13 protein-coding genes and 1 tRNA gene are annotated in these 14,756 nt (G+C 70.5%); 4 read left to right on the top strand and 10 right to left on the bottom strand.

Annotated features, from left to right (window positions below):
* Positions 1-102 precede the first annotated feature (102 nt).
* A tRNA-Asp gene (locus TR48_RS26270) sits at positions 103-176 on the top strand.
* A gap of 261 nt (positions 177-437) precedes the next feature.
* On the opposite strand, the gene bldC is transcribed toward TR48_RS26270, so the two are convergent.
* Both bldC and TR48_RS26260 read right to left on the bottom strand, forming a co-directional pair.
* Entirely contained in the window at positions 438-644 is a 207-nt protein-coding gene (bldC, locus tag TR48_RS26265) for a developmental transcriptional regulator BldC (protein WP_033321412.1), read from the bottom strand.
* A 675-nt stretch (positions 645-1,319) separates the two neighbouring features.
* Positions 1,320-2,309 carry a DUF8083 family protein gene (locus TR48_RS26260; protein WP_042371689.1) on the bottom strand — a complete coding sequence of 330 codons (990 nt, stop codon included), beginning with the start codon at positions 2,307-2,309 and terminating at the stop codon, positions 1,320-1,322.
* 312 nt (positions 2,310-2,621) lie between these two features.
* On the opposite strand from TR48_RS26260, the gene TR48_RS26255 reads away from it, so the two are divergent.
* Together TR48_RS26255 and TR48_RS26250 are read left to right on the top strand one after the other, a co-directional pair.
* On the top strand, positions 2,622-3,749 hold the full coding sequence (locus TR48_RS26255) for a Glu/Leu/Phe/Val dehydrogenase dimerization domain-containing protein (RefSeq protein WP_042371687.1): 1,128 nt from the start codon (positions 2,622-2,624) through the stop codon (positions 3,747-3,749).
* 364 nt (positions 3,750-4,113) lie between these two features.
* Complete coding sequence (locus tag TR48_RS26250) at positions 4,114-4,362, top strand: DUF3073 domain-containing protein (RefSeq protein WP_042371685.1); 249 nt, start codon at positions 4,114-4,116, stop codon at positions 4,360-4,362.
* 127 nt (positions 4,363-4,489) lie between these two features.
* Here TR48_RS26250 and purM read toward each other — a convergent pair whose 3' ends face one another.
* The 3 genes from purM to TR48_RS26235 all read right to left on the bottom strand — a co-directional run bounded on the left by purM (position 4,490) and on the right by TR48_RS26235 (position 8,156).
* Positions 4,490-5,566: a phosphoribosylformylglycinamidine cyclo-ligase gene (gene purM, locus TR48_RS26245; protein WP_042371683.1), complete on the bottom strand. Its 1,077-nt coding sequence runs from the start codon at positions 5,564-5,566 to the stop codon at positions 4,490-4,492.
* Positions 5,567-5,684: 118 nt separating this feature from the next.
* The gene (gene purF, locus TR48_RS26240) at positions 5,685-7,262 is read right to left on the bottom strand and encodes an amidophosphoribosyltransferase (protein WP_042371681.1); all 1,578 of its coding nucleotides are present in this window, start codon (positions 7,260-7,262) and stop codon (positions 5,685-5,687) included.
* Positions 7,263-7,352: 90 nt separating this feature from the next.
* The gene (locus TR48_RS26235) at positions 7,353-8,156 is read right to left on the bottom strand and encodes a sterol carrier family protein (RefSeq protein WP_042371679.1); all 804 of its coding nucleotides are present in this window, start codon (positions 8,154-8,156) and stop codon (positions 7,353-7,355) included.
* A 112-nt stretch (positions 8,157-8,268) separates the two neighbouring features.
* Here TR48_RS26235 and TR48_RS26230 point away from each other — a divergent pair, with 112 nt between their 5' ends.
* Positions 8,269-9,246, top strand: coding sequence for a DMT family transporter (locus TR48_RS26230; RefSeq protein WP_084729781.1), 978 nt, complete (start codon positions 8,269-8,271; stop codon positions 9,244-9,246).
* A 19-nt stretch (positions 9,247-9,265) separates the two neighbouring features.
* On the opposite strand, the gene TR48_RS26225 is transcribed toward TR48_RS26230, so the two are convergent.
* The 5 genes from TR48_RS26225 to purS form a co-directional block, all read right to left on the bottom strand.
* Positions 9,266-10,201, bottom strand: coding sequence for an RNA polymerase sigma-70 factor (locus tag TR48_RS26225; protein ID WP_042371676.1), 936 nt, complete (start codon positions 10,199-10,201; stop codon positions 9,266-9,268).
* A complete protein-coding gene (locus tag TR48_RS26220) occupies positions 10,177-10,734 on the bottom strand; it encodes a carboxymuconolactone decarboxylase family protein (RefSeq protein WP_042371674.1) in 558 nt (185 codons plus the stop codon). The genes TR48_RS26225 and TR48_RS26220 overlap by 25 nt, the downstream gene beginning before the upstream one ends.
* 600 nt (positions 10,735-11,334) lie before the next feature.
* Positions 11,335-13,590, bottom strand: a complete 2,256-nt coding sequence (purL, locus tag TR48_RS26215) for a phosphoribosylformylglycinamidine synthase subunit PurL (protein WP_042371672.1) — start codon at positions 13,588-13,590, stop codon at positions 11,335-11,337.
* On the bottom strand, positions 13,590-14,270 hold the full coding sequence (gene purQ / locus TR48_RS26210; protein WP_042371670.1) for a phosphoribosylformylglycinamidine synthase subunit PurQ: 681 nt from the start codon (positions 14,268-14,270) through the stop codon (positions 13,590-13,592). The genes purL and purQ overlap by 1 nt, the downstream gene beginning before the upstream one ends.
* Complete coding sequence (purS, locus tag TR48_RS26205) at positions 14,267-14,518, bottom strand: phosphoribosylformylglycinamidine synthase subunit PurS (RefSeq protein ID WP_042371668.1); 252 nt, start codon at positions 14,516-14,518, stop codon at positions 14,267-14,269. The genes purQ and purS overlap by 4 nt, the downstream gene beginning before the upstream one ends.
* Positions 14,519-14,756: the final 238 nt, after the last annotated feature.

Here is a 14,756-nt window from a genome sequence, read left to right as displayed (position 1 = left end):
TCCTGACGACCACCCAGCTCACCTGGGGTCCTCGGCCCGAACGGCACTCGAAGGGCGATTCGACCAGGGCGGTCGGCATGCAGTAGAGTCTCACTCGCACAAGGCCCCGTGGAGCAGTTGGTTAGCTCGCCACCCTGTCAAGGTGGAGGTCGCGGGTTCAAGTCCCGTCGGGGTCGCTTGCACGATCAGCCCGGATCCAATCGGATCCGGGCTGATCTGTTTGTCCGCACGATGTGTGGGTTCCGCGTGGGGGATGTGACGCATGTGACGCGAGTCACTTAACTTTTCTTGACGACTGCTCACGTTCGGCACGTCGGGGCACTCGCTCATTTTATATGTAAAATTGCACATCCCGAAAAGGGATTCCAAGAACAAAAAAGAACTGCACCGGACCCGGCGGAGTCCAGTGCAGTTCCAAGCTGTTACTCGAAGCCCTCTCAGGCCTCCGTGCGCTGCTGCGGAATACCCGCAAGCAGGGCGCGCACCTCCGCCTCGCGGTAGCGGCGGTGACCCCCCAACGTCCGGATCGAGGTGAGCTTGCCAGCCTTGGCCCAGCGAGTGACCGTCTTCGGGTCAACGCGGAACATGGTGGCGACCTCGGCCGGCGTCAGCAGGGGTTCGGCATCAGGGGTACGAGCGGTCATGAGCGGCCTCCTCGGGAGAACCGAACCAACACGGTTCTTTCCTAGAAATTCTGCACCTTGGTGTGCGATGTCCGAAATGGCCACCGCCTACCAAGTCGGTAATAGGACGAACGGCTTGTCCTTGGCACTACAACTACACCATCCGTCCAGTCCAATCAGCCAAACCGGCGGAATTGACCCCTGAGGGGCCAAGGTCGACGGATGACGATGGACCATGTCATAACGGACAGTCACCGCAAAGCGACCCCCCGTCACGTCATCAAGAGCCCCCGCTTCCCCCGCGAAGGCCCCCGATGTCCGCAGAACCACTCTTGCGTGGGCAGAGTGGTGCTGAGTGAGGCTGGTTGTCCTATTTTGACACCCAGTGCGACCTTCGCGTCAACGGTGAGTCACATCACGTTGATGGGGGATTGACCCGATCTGGGACCTAGGTCCCATGTGGAGACGGGATAAGCACCCCTGTGACGTCTGAGGAGATGGTGCCACGCATGTCCGACTGGTCCGGGGGCCGTCCATGGCGTGATCCGTCGTGGCGGAACTCCGCCAAGGCCGGACGCGCGTAGACCGATCGGCCGTGGCCGACCCGCCTCTGAGCTGTGCTGTTGTTGTGACCATTGGGAGTGGTGACAGCTCCTCAGGACCGGCTCCGGAGAGGGCTCTCGCAGCTCAGCCGGGTCAGTTCGCGTACTGCAGCTCCTGCACCCGACGCCACCGCTCGGTCAGCGCGCGGTAGCAGCGCCCGGCCCGGACCGGATCGCCGGCGCGCAGAGCGGCGACGCCCTCCGCCACCTCCTCGGCCGAGCGGTCCCCCGCCAGCCCCTGCTCGGGGATCGCGTGGACCAGGCCGCCGTAGTCCAGCTCGACCAGCGAGCGCGGGTGGAACTCCTCCAGCCAGCGCCCGACCTCCTCGACGCCGTCGACCAGCGGACCCGCGTCGAGCGTCTCGCGCAGCACCCGGAAGCCGCGAGCCACCCGGCGGCGGGCCTGGGCCATCGGCGTGCGGTAGCGCAGCACCGGCGCGGGGCGCCGCTTCGCGCCGTCGTTCTGCTGCCGAGCATCCGCCTCCTCCCGTCCGTCCGCCGAGGCGTCCTCCCCAGGGCCGTCCTGGCCCTCTCCGCGGCTGTCACGGAGGCCGTCGGGGTGGCCGTCCGTGCCCTCGACGGCAAGCTCGGAGCGGGAGGGGATGTACTCGCGCTCCTCGTCGCCGAAGAGCAGGAACCAGCGCACCGGGATGCTCCAGGTGCTGGTCAGGATCCACGGGCGGCCGTCAGGGTGCCGGGTGCGCCAGCTGTCCCAGTCCGCCTCGGCCTGGGCCCGCACCACCGGCGGCACCGCAGCGTCCAGCAACGGCGCGGGCAGCTCCTCGCGCAGCTCCGCCAGCGCGAGCCAGCTGCGCAGCCGGGTGCGCCAGGGACAGAGATAGAGGACGCCGTCGGCCTCGTGCACGAACGCGTCGCGGCTCTCCTGCTCCGGGACGGCCAGCGGCGGTACGGCGGTCAGGTCGGCCAGCCGCCCCCGGTGCTCGTCGACCGCGGTCAGCCTCGGGCCCTCCGCGGCGTAGCTCTGCCAGTACGAGCGCTCCGGCTCCGCGAACGCGGCCAGCGGCTCGTAGACGCGCAAGTAGGCGGCGTAGGGGGGATGCACCGAGGTCCGCAAGGTAGGCACCTTGGCATCGTCGCACGCCCTGCCCCTCCGGCGCCCCGGAAGCACGGGGTCCGTTCCCGGGCCCGTCCCCGAGGCCGACCGCTGCCTCGCCGGGACCGCCCCGGCGGCGCGGTCGAGCCCGCGCCGACCACCCGCCGACCACCCGCCGACCGCACGAACCGGCCCGCGAGCAGCGCGGCGACCGGGTCGCGACCACGGCACGACTGTCCGCCAGCCGGACCCCGTACCGCACTGCCGGGCGGCCGTCCTACGCTTCAGACAGAACGTCCGCACCACAGCAAGCGGACGCCAGTCGACAATGGAGTCACCACCGTGACTGATGTCAGTGAGCGTTCCGGCGTACTGCGCCGGATCTTCGCGAACGACCCCGATGCGGCGCCCGGCGACAGCCATGAGCAGGTCGTCCTGTGCCACGACCGCGACACCGGCCTGAAGGCCGTCATCGCGATCCACTCCACCGCCCTGGGCCCCGCCCTCGGCGGCACCAGGTTCCACCCCTACGCGACCGAGGAAGAGGCCGTCCAGGACGCCCTCAACCTCTCCCGCGGCATGTCCTACAAGAACGCCATGGCCGGGCTCGACCTCGGCGGCGGCAAGGCCGTCATCATCGGCGACCCGAACAAGATCAAGACCGAGGCGCTGCTGCGCGCCTACGGCCGCTTCGTGCAGTCCCTCGGCGGCCGCTACGTCACCGCCTGCGACGTGGGCACCTTCGTCGCCGACATGGACGTCATCGCCCGCGAGTGCGACTTCGTGACCGGCCGCTCCCCCGAGTACGGCGGCGCGGGCGACTCCTCCGTCCTCACCTCCTTCGGCGTCTTCCAGGGCATGCGCGCCGCCGCGCAGCACAAGTGGGGCTCCCCCTCCCTCGAGGGCCGTCGCGTCGGCGTGGCCGGCATCGGCAAGGTCGGCCACTACCTGGTCGAGCACCTGATCGAGGACGGCGCGCAGGTCGTCGTGACCGACGTGCGCGAGGACGCGGTCAACCGCGTGCGCGCCGCGCACCCGGGCGTCGAGGTCGCCGCCGACACCGACGCCCTGATCCGCGCCGACCTGGACGTCTACGCCCCCTGCGCGCTCGGCGGCGCGCTGAACGACGTGACGGTCCCGGCCCTGACCGCGAAGATCGTCGCCGGCGCCGCGAACAACCAGCTGGCGCACCCCGGCGTCGAGAAGGACCTCGCCGACCGCGGCATCCTCTACGCGCCCGACTACGTGATCAACGCCGGTGGCGTGATTCAGGTGGCGGACGAGATCGAGGGCTTCAACTTCGACCGGGCCAAGGCCAAGGCGTCGAAGATCTTCGACACCACTCTGGAGATCTTCGCCCTCGCCGACTCGGACGGCGTCCCGCCGGCCGTCGCCGCGGACCGGCTCGCCGAGCGCCGGATGGCCGAGGTCGGCCGCCTCCGGACGATCCTGCTGCCGCGTTCGCGCTGACTCACGGCGTCACGAATCCCGGTGAAGGGATACCCCCGGACGGGAACGGCGTTCTCACCTGAAGCCCCCGTCCGGGGGATACCCCTTGCCCGTACGGGGGACAATCGTGTCGGAACGGTCACTTGGGGCACGCGGTCCACACCGCCGCTCATCGCCCTTTTTACGGCTCTGACCTGCATCAATATGGTCACAACCCGGGGTGGCGTGCGCCACGTCGCACAGGCGGCGTACCGTACGGCGCTGTAAGCAGGTACCGTTGTTGCTCTAAGGACCGGCTCTCTCATCTTCGGCGAGGAGCCGTTCCGAATCATGAACGCGTGACAAGACTCGGAGCCAGAGGCTCCGTCGTTGAGGGGGTCGAGCCATGGGGCGCGGCCGGGCCAAGGCCAAGCAGACAAAGGTCGCCCGCCAGCTGAAGTACAACAGCGGCGGCTTCGACGCGTCACGCCTGGCTAATGAGCTGGGCGTGTCGGATACGAACGACACGGTCAATCCGGAGCCGTTCGACGACGAGGACGAGGACGACGATCCGTACGCCTCGTACGCACAGCTATACAACGACGTGGACGACGACGAGGACGTGGACGAGAGTCCCTCGCGCAAACGGGCCTGACGTCACCACACCCTGAAAACGACGAAGCCGATCCGGTCTGACCGGGTCGGCCCTTCGTCGTCACCACGTCGGGTTGTGCCGCCCGTTCCGGGGCACGGAGTGGTCCGCGCCCCGGAGGGGTTGGTTCCTAGGCGTACGCGCCGTACAGGGCGGCGCCGCCCGCCTTCGCGTAGTCGCCGGTGCGCTCGACGATGTCACCGAGGATCCAGGCCTCCACGTCGCGGTCCTCCAGGACGGCGAGGACGGCGTCGACGGACTCCTGCGGCACCACGGCGACCATGCCGACGCCCATGTTGAGCGTCTTCTCGATCTCCAGCGTCTCCATCCGGCCGACCTCGGCCACCGTCTGGAAGACCGGCAGCGGGGTCCACGTGCCGCGGTCCAGGCGGGCGTGGAGGGTGTCCGGGATGACCCGGGCCAGGTTGGCCGCCAGACCGCCGCCGGTGACGTGGGAGAAGGCGTGGATCTCGGTGGCCCGCGTCAGCGCCAGGCAGTCGAGCGAGTAGATGCGGGTGGGCTCCAGCAGCTCCTCGCCCAGCGTGCGGCCGAACTCCGGGACCTCCCGGTCCAGCTGCCAGCCGGCCTGGTTCAGCAGGACGTGCCGGACCAGCGAGTAGCCGTTGGAGTGCAGACCGGAGGCGGCCATCGCGATGACCACGTCGCCCGCGCGGACCCGGTCCGGGCCGAGCAACTGGTCGGCCTCGACGACGCCGGTGCCGGCGCCCGCCACGTCGTACTCGTCCGGGCCGAGCAGGCCCGGGTGCTCCGCGGTCTCGCCGCCGACCAGCGCGCAGCCGGCCAGGACGCAGCCCTCGGCGATGCCCTTGACGATCTGCGCGACCCGCTCCGGGTGGACCTTGCCGACGCAGATGTAGTCCGTCATGAACAGCGGCTCGGCGCCGCAGACCACCAGGTCGTCGACGACCATGCCGACCAGGTCGTGGCCGATGGTGTCGTGCTTGTCCATCGCCGCGGCCAGCGCGACCTTGGTGCCGACGCCGTCCGTGGCCGTCGCGAGCAGCGGGCGCTCGTAGCGCTTGAAGGCGCTGGCGTCGAAGAGGCCGGCGAAACCGCCGAGGCCGCCGACGACCTCGGGGCGCTTGGTCTTGCCGACCCACTTCTTCATCAACTCGACGGCCAGGTCCCCGGCCTCGATGGAGACGCCGGCGGCGGCGTAGGTGGCACCGGTGGACTGGTCAGACACGGGACGGCCCTTTCGGGTCACGGGAGGTGCGGCGCGAAGCGCCTCGAACAAGGGTGGCGGTGGACGGGGGTCCCCCCGGCCGGAGGCTGGGGGAGGGCGGGCACGAAACTCGCGGTGCTCACGGCCGCCGCAGGGCGTCCGCCGCGCCGGGGCCGCCGATCAGCGTCTGCACGCCGTCGACGTCCGAGCGGTTGCCGCCGCGGGTGGCCGGGGGCTGCTTCGCGGCGGAGATCTCCGCCTCCAGCAGGTGCTTGCCCAGCAGCTCGGGGTCGGGCAGCTCGACGGGGTACGCCCCGTCGAAGCAGGCCCGGCAGAGCCGGTCCTTGGGCTGGTCGGTGGCGGCGATCATGCCGTCGATGGAGATGTAGGCGAGCGAGTCCGCGCCCAGCGAGGCGGCGATCTCGTCGACCGACAGGCCGTTGGCGATCAGCTCCGCGCGGGTGGCGAAGTCGATGCCGTAGAAGCAGGGCCACTTGACCGGCGGCGAGGAGATCCGGATGTGGACCTCGGCCGCGCCCGCCTCGCGCAGCATCCGGACCAGGGCGCGCTGGGTGTTGCCGCGGACGATCGAGTCGTCCACGACCACGAGGCGCTTGCCCCGGATGACGTCCTTGAGCGGGTTCAGCTTGAGCCGGATGCCGAGCTGACGGATGGTCTGGTTGGGCTGGATGAAGGTCCGGCCCACGTAGGCGTTCTTGACCAGGCCGGAGCCGAACGGGATGCCGCTGGCCTCGGCGTAGCCGATGGCGGCCGGGGTGCCGGACTCCGGGGTCGCTATCACCAGGTCGGCCTCGACCGGGGCCTCCTTGGCCAGCGTGCGGCCCATCTCCACGCGGGAGAGGTGCACGTTGCGGCCGGCGATGGTGGTGTCCGGCCGGGCCAGGTAGACGTACTCGAAGACACAGCCCTTGGGCGCGGCCTCGGCGAAGTGCGAGGTGCGCAGGCCGTTCTCGTCGATGGCGATGAGCTCGCCGGGCTCGACCTCACGGATGAAGGAGGCGCCGACGATGTCGAGGGCGGCCGTCTCCGAGGCCACGACCCAGCCGCGCTCGAGGCGGCCGAGGACGAGCGGACGGATGCCCTGCGGGTCGCGGGCCGCGTAGAGGGTCTGCTCGTCCATGAAGACGAGCGAGAAGGCGCCCTTGACCTTCGGCAGGACCTCGCGCGCGGTCTCCTCGACGGAGAGGTCCGGCTGCCCCGCGACGAGCGCGGTGAGCAGGTCCGTGTCGTTGGTGACGACCGGGCGGCCGGAGCGGGAGACGTGCTCCTCGCCGGGCAGCTCGGCGACCAGCTTCGCCAGCTCGGCGGTGTTGACCAGGTTGCCGTTGTGGCCGAGCGCGAGGCTGCCGTGGGCGGTCGCGCGGAAGGTCGGCTGGGCGTTCTCCCAGACCGAGGAGCCGGTCGTGGAGTAGCGGCAGTGGCCGACCGCGATGTGGCCCTGGAGGGAGTTGAGCGAGGTCTCGTCGAACACCTGGGAGACGAGGCCCATGTCCTTGTAGACCAGGATCTGCGAGCCGTTGCTCACCGCGATGCCCGCGGACTCCTGTCCGCGGTGCTGCAGAGCGTAAAGGGCGAAGTAAGAGAGCTTGGCTACCTCTTCACCGGGGGCCCAGACTCCGAAGACTCCGCAGGCGTCCTGCGGGCCCTTCTCGCCGGGGAGGAGGTCATGGCTGAGTCGTCCGTCACCGCGTGGCACGACACCGAGTCTAGGGCAGGTCGACACGCCGGGCCGCCGGGCGGTGATCGCCGCGAACCCGGAGCCCCCGCGGACGCGCGTAGACCGGCCTCAGGTCATCACAGGCAGTAGCGAGGACAGATCGCTGCGCTCACCACTGGCCGTGAGTTCCGCCACGTCCAACGCGTCCGCCCAGGTCAGACGCCCGGTCGCGAGCCGGATCCAGGGCAGCGGCGCGGTCTCCACGACATTGGGCGGCGTGCCCCTGGTGTGACGCGGGCCCTCGACGCACTGCACGACCGCGAAGGGCGGCACCCGCAGCTCCACAGCCCCGCCGGGCGCCTTCGTCGCGAGGGCGTCGGCGAGGACCCGGCAGGCGGACGCGAGGGCGTGCCGGTCGTGCGGGAAGGCGGCCAGCGCGAGCGCGTCGGCGAGGTCGTCGGCGTGGACGACCGTCTCGACGAGGCGGGTGACCAGGTAGTCGTCGAGCAGCATGGCGCCGCGGCGGTGGACGATCCGCCGCTCCGGCGCGTGCTCGGCGTCCACGACGGCCAGCGCGGCGTCGACGGCCCCCGCGAACCCCTCCCGCGGGTCCCCCGAGGCGGCGGCCCGTTCGAACGCGTCCGCCTCGATCGCGGCGGCCCCCGCGCGGGTGCCCGCGGCCCAGTCCGCGACCGTGGACGCGGGCCCCCCGTCGTCGGGCGCGGCGAGGAACCGCGGCAGCGCGTCCAGCGCGCCGGCCAGGTGCACCACGAGCTCCCGCACCCGCCAGCCTCCGAGGCGGGTCGGCAGATCCAACTGCGCGTCGTCCAGGCCCGCCACGACGGAAGCGATCGCCCCCGCCTGCGCGCGCAGCGCGGCGCGGGACTTGAGCCGGTCGTAGGTCCGGGCACGGGAACGCGAGGATGGCGGCATGGTCGGCACTCTAGTGACCCGCACCGACACCGGAGCCGGTTGGCGGGATGTCAGTAGTGTCATGGCGGTTTACCGCTTGCCGCATCCCGGCCCCCGCCGGAACCCTTGAGGCGTGAGCACCGAAAGCACCGCCCCATCACCCGCCGTCGCCGCATCCGCCGTCGCCGAATCCGCTGTCGCCGATTCCCCAGTCGCCGAATCCGCCGCAGCGTCCGCAGCCTCCGCCCAGCCGGCGCGCCTCGCCGCCGCCGCGGCCGGCGTGACCGTCGTGCTATGGGCCTCCGCCTTCGTCGGGATCCGGTCCGCCGGTCACGACCTTTCCGCCGGGCCCCTGGCCCTGCTGCGGCTCGCTGTCGGGACGGTCCTGCTCGGCGCGATGGTGCTGGCCCGCCGCGAGGCGTGGCCCGCGCGACGCGACCTGCCGCGGATCGTGATCGTCGGCGTGCTGTGGTTCGGCGCGTACAACGTGATGCTCAACGCCGCCGAGCAGCGCGTCGACGCGGGCACCGCCTCGATGCTGGTGAATGTGAGCCCGATCCTGATCGCGGTGATCGCCGGCCTGGTGCTGAAGGAGGGCCTGCCCAGGTCGCTGCTGCTCGGGATGCTGGTCTCGTTCACCGGCGTCCTGGTCATCGGGTTCGGGTCCTCGCACCACGGCCGAGCGGACTTCCTCGGCGCGCTGCTCTGCTTCGCCTCAGCCGTGGCCTACGCCACCGCGACGATCATCCAGAAGCCGGTGCTGAGCCGGGTGTCCGCGCTGCAGATGACGTTTCTCGCCTGCGCCGTCGGCATGATCGCGTGCCTGCCCTTCGCGCCGCAGCTGGCGCACGAGATGCCGAAGGCGCACGCCTCGGCGATCGCCTGGGCGGTCTACCTCGGCGCCGCGCCGACCGCGATCGCCTTCACCACCTGGGCCTACGCGCTGGCCCGCACCAAGGCGGGCAAGCTCGGCGTGACGACCTACCTGGTGCCCCCGATCTCGATCCTGCTCGGCTGGCTGATCCTCGGCGAGGCGCCGACGTGGGTCGCCGTCGGCGGCGGTGCGCTGTGCCTCGGCGGCGTGGCGGTGGCCCGCTTCACGCGGCGCTGAGCTCACCCGGCGCTGCACCTCACCCGGCGCCCGGCTCCGCGTGGTCCGAGTGGCTCTCCTCCGGCACGGTGACGTGCCGGAGCTTGTCCGGGTTGCGGACCAGGCGGACCTCCGCGATCAGGCCGTTCTCGTCCAACTCGACGGTGAACACGTCGTCGGGGACGCCCGCGGTGGTGAGCAACAGGCCGAACCTGCCGTTGACGTCCACCGGGTGGACGCCGAGGTCCTCCGGCAGGTGGCGCTCGATGATGCCCAGGATCCAGCGGGAGACCTTGTCCGCGCCGTGCAGCGGACGCAGCGCCGCACGGATCTTGCCGCCGCCGTCGGACCAGACCGTGACGTCGGGGGCGAGCAGCTCCATCATCCGGTTCAGGTCCCCGCCGAGGCAGGCGGCGAGGAACTCCTCCGTCGCCTTCCGCCGCGTCTCCGCCGGGGCGTCGTAACGAGGCCGCCTCGCCCGCACATGGGAGCGGGCGCGGCTGCCGACCTGTCGGACCGCGGTCTCGGAGCGGTCCGTCATCTCCCCGATCTCGGCGTAGGAGAAGCCGAAGACCTCCTTGAGCAGGAAGACCGCCCGCTCCAGCGGCGAGAGCGTCTCCAGCACGACGAGCATGGCCAGCGAGACGGTCTCCTCCTGCTCGACGCCGCCGCCTGCGTCGGGCGCGGTCACCAGGGGCTCCGGCAGCCACGGACCGACGTAGGACTCGCGCTGCACGGCCGCGGACTGCAGCCGGTTGAGGGAGAGGTTGGTGACGGTCCGCGCCAGATAGGCGCGCGGCTGGGCGATCTTCTCAACATCGACGGCGCTCCACTTCAGCCACGCGTCCTGCACGATGTCCTCGGCGTCCGCCACGCTGCTGAGCATGCGGTAGGCGATGCCGAAGAGCGTGGGACGGTGCTCCTCGAAGGTCGTGAGAACCGCGCTGTCGGTCACGCCTTCGACGGTACCGCGCATCGGTCCTTGAACCCCTGCCCCACGAGCCCGACAGCGGAATTGACGCGGGATCGGAGGTTCTCCACGGCCACCATCGCGGTCAGCTCGACGAACGCCGCCTCCCCCAGCAGCTTGAGCAGCGCCGCGGCCATCTCGTCGGTGACGGTCGGCTCGGTCTCGGTCATCGCCTCCGCGTACTCCAGCACGGACAGCTCCAGCGGCGTGAACACCTCCCGCCGCTCCCGCCACACCGGCACGGCCCGCAGCTTCTCCTGCGGGAGGCCCAGCTTGTGCGCCTCCCAGTAACCGAAGTCCATGCACCACGAGCACCCGATCCGCGCGGCGGCCGCCATCACGGCCAGCTCCTTGAGCTGCGGGTCGAGCGCCCTCCACTTCGCGACCTTCCGCTCGAACCCGGCGTAGGCCAGCAACACCCTGGTGTTGTGCCCGTACACCTTCCCGGGGTCGAGCACGTCACCGTAAACGCGCTTGGAGTACCATTCCGCGATCCGGTAGACGATCGTCCGGGGCGGGGTGAGCGAGATGCGGGCCATGGTCGTTTCCGCCTTCCTGCGAGCCGGTTTTCGGCTTCCAGAGAGGAGACAGCCGGTCCGCCGAGAACGTGACATCAATACGCTCCGCAATCGAACTGCCACACTCGGTTGGCATCGGGCGCCGCGCGCCAACCCGAACGAGCGCGAGGCCGTCGCCTCGCGCAGTGGGCCCGGCAGCCATCCGGACGGTTGGCGAGCCGGGTTTCACGCTTTGTGGGAGCTTCCACACCTCCTCGGTCCCGAGCTGGATTCTCGCCCGCCAGTCGCCGCCCTTCGCCCAGCGCCAAGCGAAGACGTCCGGGATCGCCGGCAGATTCTCTTCGCGGGCCCGCATCAGGTCGTAGCGCGACACATGACCTCCACGACGAGACGCAGAGCCCTGGAGTCCACCACCGATGCGAAGACGGCTCGCATGCAGGCCTCTCGGGCCCTCAGCTCAGGCCGCATCCCGGACGCGTCTTAGACCGATACAGCCAGACCGCATCCGCCGGTGCGTCACACCCGTTCAACATGCTGGCGTGACGAAAAGTCACCCCCTCGGGCAACGACTGCGGCCCTTGGCGACAAGGTGTCACCAAGGGCCGCAGCAAAGGCTCTCGACTACGCGAGCAGCGCCTCGATCACGCCGGTGTTCGCCTCGCGGAGCTCGGCGAGCGGCAGGGTGAACTGGCCCTGGAGCTCGATGACGTCGCCGTCGACGACGCCGATGCGGGTGGCCGGGAGACCCCGGACGCCGCACATCTCGGTGAAGCGGAGCTCCTCGCTGCGCGGCACGGAGACGATCGCGCGGCCGGCCGACTCGGAGAACAGGAACACGAAGGGGTCCAGACCGTCCGGGACGATCAGGCGCAGGCCCTGGCCGCCCTTGAGGGCGCTCTCCACCGCGGCCTGGATCAGGCCGCCGTCGGAGAGGTCGTGCGCCGCGTCGATCATGCCGTCGCGCGAGGCGGCGATCAGGATCTCGGCGAGCAGCTTCTCGCGCTCGAGGTCCAGCTTCGGCGGCAGACCGCCGAGGTGGTCGTGGGCCACCTGCGCCCACGCCGAGCCGCCGAGCTCGTCCCGGGTGTCGCCGAGGAGGTAGACCAGCTGGCCCTCCTCCGTGAACGCCATCGGGGTGCGGCGGGTGACGTCGTCGATCACGCCGAGCACGGCGACGACGGGCGTCGGGTGGATCGCCTCGGAGCCGGTCTGGTTGTAGAGCGAGACGTTGCCGCCGGTGACCGGGGTGCCGAGCTCGAGGCAGCCGTCCGCGAGACCACGGGTGGCCTCGGCGAACTGCCACATGACCTCCGGGTCCTCCGGGGAGCCGAAGTTGAGGCAGTCGGAGACGGCCAGCGGCTTGGCGCCGGTCGCGGCGACGTTGCGGTAGGCCTCGGCCAGCGCCAGCTGCGAACCGGTGTACGGGTCGAGCTTGGTGTAGCGGCCGTTGCCGTCCGTGGCGATGGCGACGCCCAGGTTCGTGGACTCGTCGACGCGGATCATGCCGGAGTCCTCCGGCATGGCCAGCACCGTGTTGCCGAGCACGAAGCGGTCGTACTGCGAGGTGATCCAGCTCTTGTCGGCCTGGTTGACCGAGCCGACCAGCTGGAGCACGGCCGCGCGCAGCGCGTCCCCGTCGGCCGGGCGCGCCAGGCGCTCCGCGGTCGGGGCGTCGGCCTGCAGGGCGTCCTGCCAGCTCGGGCGGTGGTACGGGCGCTCGTAGACCGGGCCGTCGTGGGCGACGGTGCGCGGGTCCACGTCGACGATCTTCTCGCCGTGCCAGAAGATCTCCAGACGGTCCCCGTCGGTGACCTCGCCGATGACGGTCGCGGTGACGTCCCACTTCTCGCAGATCGCGAGGAAGGCGTCGATCTTCTCGGGCTCGACGACCGCGCACATGCGCTCCTGCGACTCGCTCATGAGGATCTCCTCAGGAGTGAGCGTCGCGTCGCGCAGCGGCACGTCGTCCAGGTCGCAGCGCATGCCGCCGGAGCCGTTGGAGGCCAGCTCGCTGGTGGCGCAGGAGAGCCCGGCCGCGCCGAGGTCCTGGATGCCGACGACGAGCTGCGCCCGGAAGGCCTCCAGGGTGCACTCGATCAGCAGCTTCTCCTGGAACGGGTCTCCGACCTGGACCGCGGGACGCTTGGTGGGCGTGCCGCCCTCGAAGGTCTCCGAGGCCAGGATGGAGGCGCCGCCGATGCCGTCGCCGCCGGTGCGGGCGCCGTAGAGGACGACCTTGTTGCCGGCGCCGGACGCCTTGGCCAGGTGGATGTCCTCGTGCTTCATGACGCCCACGGCGAGGGCGTTCACCAGCGGGTTGCCCTGGTAGCAGGAGTCGAAGACGACCTCGCCGCCGATGTTCGGCAGGCCCAGGCAGTTGCCGTAGCCGCCGATGCCGGCGACGACGCCGGGCAGGACGCGCTTGGTGTCCGGGTGGTCCGGCGCGCCGAAGCGCAGCGGGTCCATCACGGCGACCGGGCGGGCGCCCATGGAGATGATGTCGCGCACGATGCCGCCGACACCGGTGGCCGCGCCCTGGTAGGGCTCGACGTACGACGGGTGGTTGTGGGACTCGATCTTGAAGGTGACCGCGTAGCCCTGGCCCACGTCGACGACGCCGGCGTTCTCGCCGATGCCGACGAGCATGGCGTCGGACTGCGGGGCCTTCTCGCCGAACTGGCGCAGGTGCACCTTGCTCGACTTGTAGGAGCAGTGCTCGGACCACATCACCGAGTACATGGCCAGCTCGGCGCCGGTGGGACGGCGGCCCAGGATCTCGCGGATCTTGAGGTACTCGTCCTCCTTGAGACCGAGCGCGGCCCAGGGGAGCTCGACGTCGGGGGTCTCCGAGGCGTTCTTAACCGTGTCCAGCGTCATTACGCATTCACCAGCCGCTTGATGATCGAGGTGAAGAAGCCGGTGCCGTCCGTGCCGCCGGTGCCGATCATCGGCTCGACCGCGTGCTCCGGGTGCGGCATCAGGCCGACGACGTTGCCGGCGGCGTTGGTGATGCCGGCGATGTCGTCGATCGAGCCGTTGGGGTTGCCGTCCAGGTAACGGAAGACGACCCGGCCCTCGGCCTCCAGCTCGTCGATGGTGCGGCGGTCCGCGGTGAACCGGCCGTCCATGTTCTTGAGCGGGATCATGATCTCCTGGCCCTGCGCGTAGTCGCTGGTCCAGGCGGTCGTGTTGTTCTCGACCCGCAGCTTCTGGTCCTTGCAGACGAAGTGCAGGTGGTTGTTGCGGAGCATCGCGCCCGGCAGCAGGTGCGACTCGGTCAGCACCTGGAAGCCGTTGCAGATGCCGAGGACCGGCATGCCGGCCTTGGCCTGCTCGATGATCGTCTCCATCACCGGCGAGAAGCGGGAGATGGCGCCGGCCCGCAGGTAGTCACCGTAGGAGAAGCCGCCCGGCAGAACCACGGCGTCGACCTGGTGCAGGTCCTTGTCGCGGTGCCAGAGCGCGACCGGCTCCGCGCCGGCCAGCTTCACCGCGCGCAGTGCGTCACGGTCGTCGAGACTGCCGGGGAAGGTGACGACGCCGACGCGGGCGGTCACTGGCCCTCCTCGACGCGGACCACGAAGTCCTCGATCACGGTGTTGGCGAGGAAGGTCTCGGCTGCCTGGTGAATGCGGGCGAGCGCGGCGTCGTCGACCGGACCCTCCACCTCGAGCTCGAAACGCTTGCCCTGCCGAACATCGGCGATGCCCTCGAAGCCCAGGCGCGGCAGTGCGCGCTGCACCGCCTGGCCCTGCGGGTCGAGGATCTCGGGCTTGAGCATGACGTCGACCACGACGCGTGCCACGGGTACTCCCGGTGATAAGTGGTGCGGGGAGTTCCCAGCCTACCGGGGCGAAAATGCGATCTTGGAGACTCATCCAGCGTGACGCGCGTAGATCCAGGCATCGTGCGGAGGTTCACACAAACACCCCGCCCCCGGCCCGGCATCCGCCCACGACCGACCGGCCTCCCCGGAGCCCCCGAACTGCGGCGACACGCCTGCCGAAAATGCACGATTCTGAGGTTTCGCACCGGTATCGGCG

This window comes from Streptacidiphilus neutrinimicus (assembly GCF_000787815.1).
GTDB lineage: Bacteria > Actinomycetota > Actinomycetes > Streptomycetales > Streptomycetaceae > Streptacidiphilus > Streptacidiphilus neutrinimicus.
This window is presented reverse-complemented; position numbering and strand designations above follow the sequence as displayed.

What these genes read in the sequence shown, in the direction of transcription:
- TR48_RS26220 (WP_042371674.1), bottom strand. Translation starts at nt 10,734, where the DNA reads ATGGCCCGCATCTCGCTCACCCCGCCCCGGACGATCGTCTACCGGATC.
- TR48_RS26250 (WP_042371685.1), top strand. Translation starts at nt 4,114, where the DNA reads ATGGGGCGCGGCCGGGCCAAGGCCAAGCAGACAAAGGTCGCCCGCCAG.
- TR48_RS26225 (WP_042371676.1), bottom strand. Translation starts at nt 10,201, where the DNA reads ATGCGCGGTACCGTCGAAGGCGTGACCGACAGCGCGGTTCTCACGACC.
- TR48_RS26235 (WP_042371679.1), bottom strand. Translation starts at nt 8,156, where the DNA reads ATGCCGCCATCCTCGCGTTCCCGTGCCCGGACCTACGACCGGCTCAAG.
- bldC (WP_033321412.1), bottom strand. Translation starts at nt 644, where the DNA reads ATGACCGCTCGTACCCCTGATGCCGAACCCCTGCTGACGCCGGCCGAG.
- purL (WP_042371672.1), bottom strand. Translation starts at nt 13,590, where the DNA reads ATGACGCTGGACACGGTTAAGAACGCCTCGGAGACCCCCGACGTCGAG.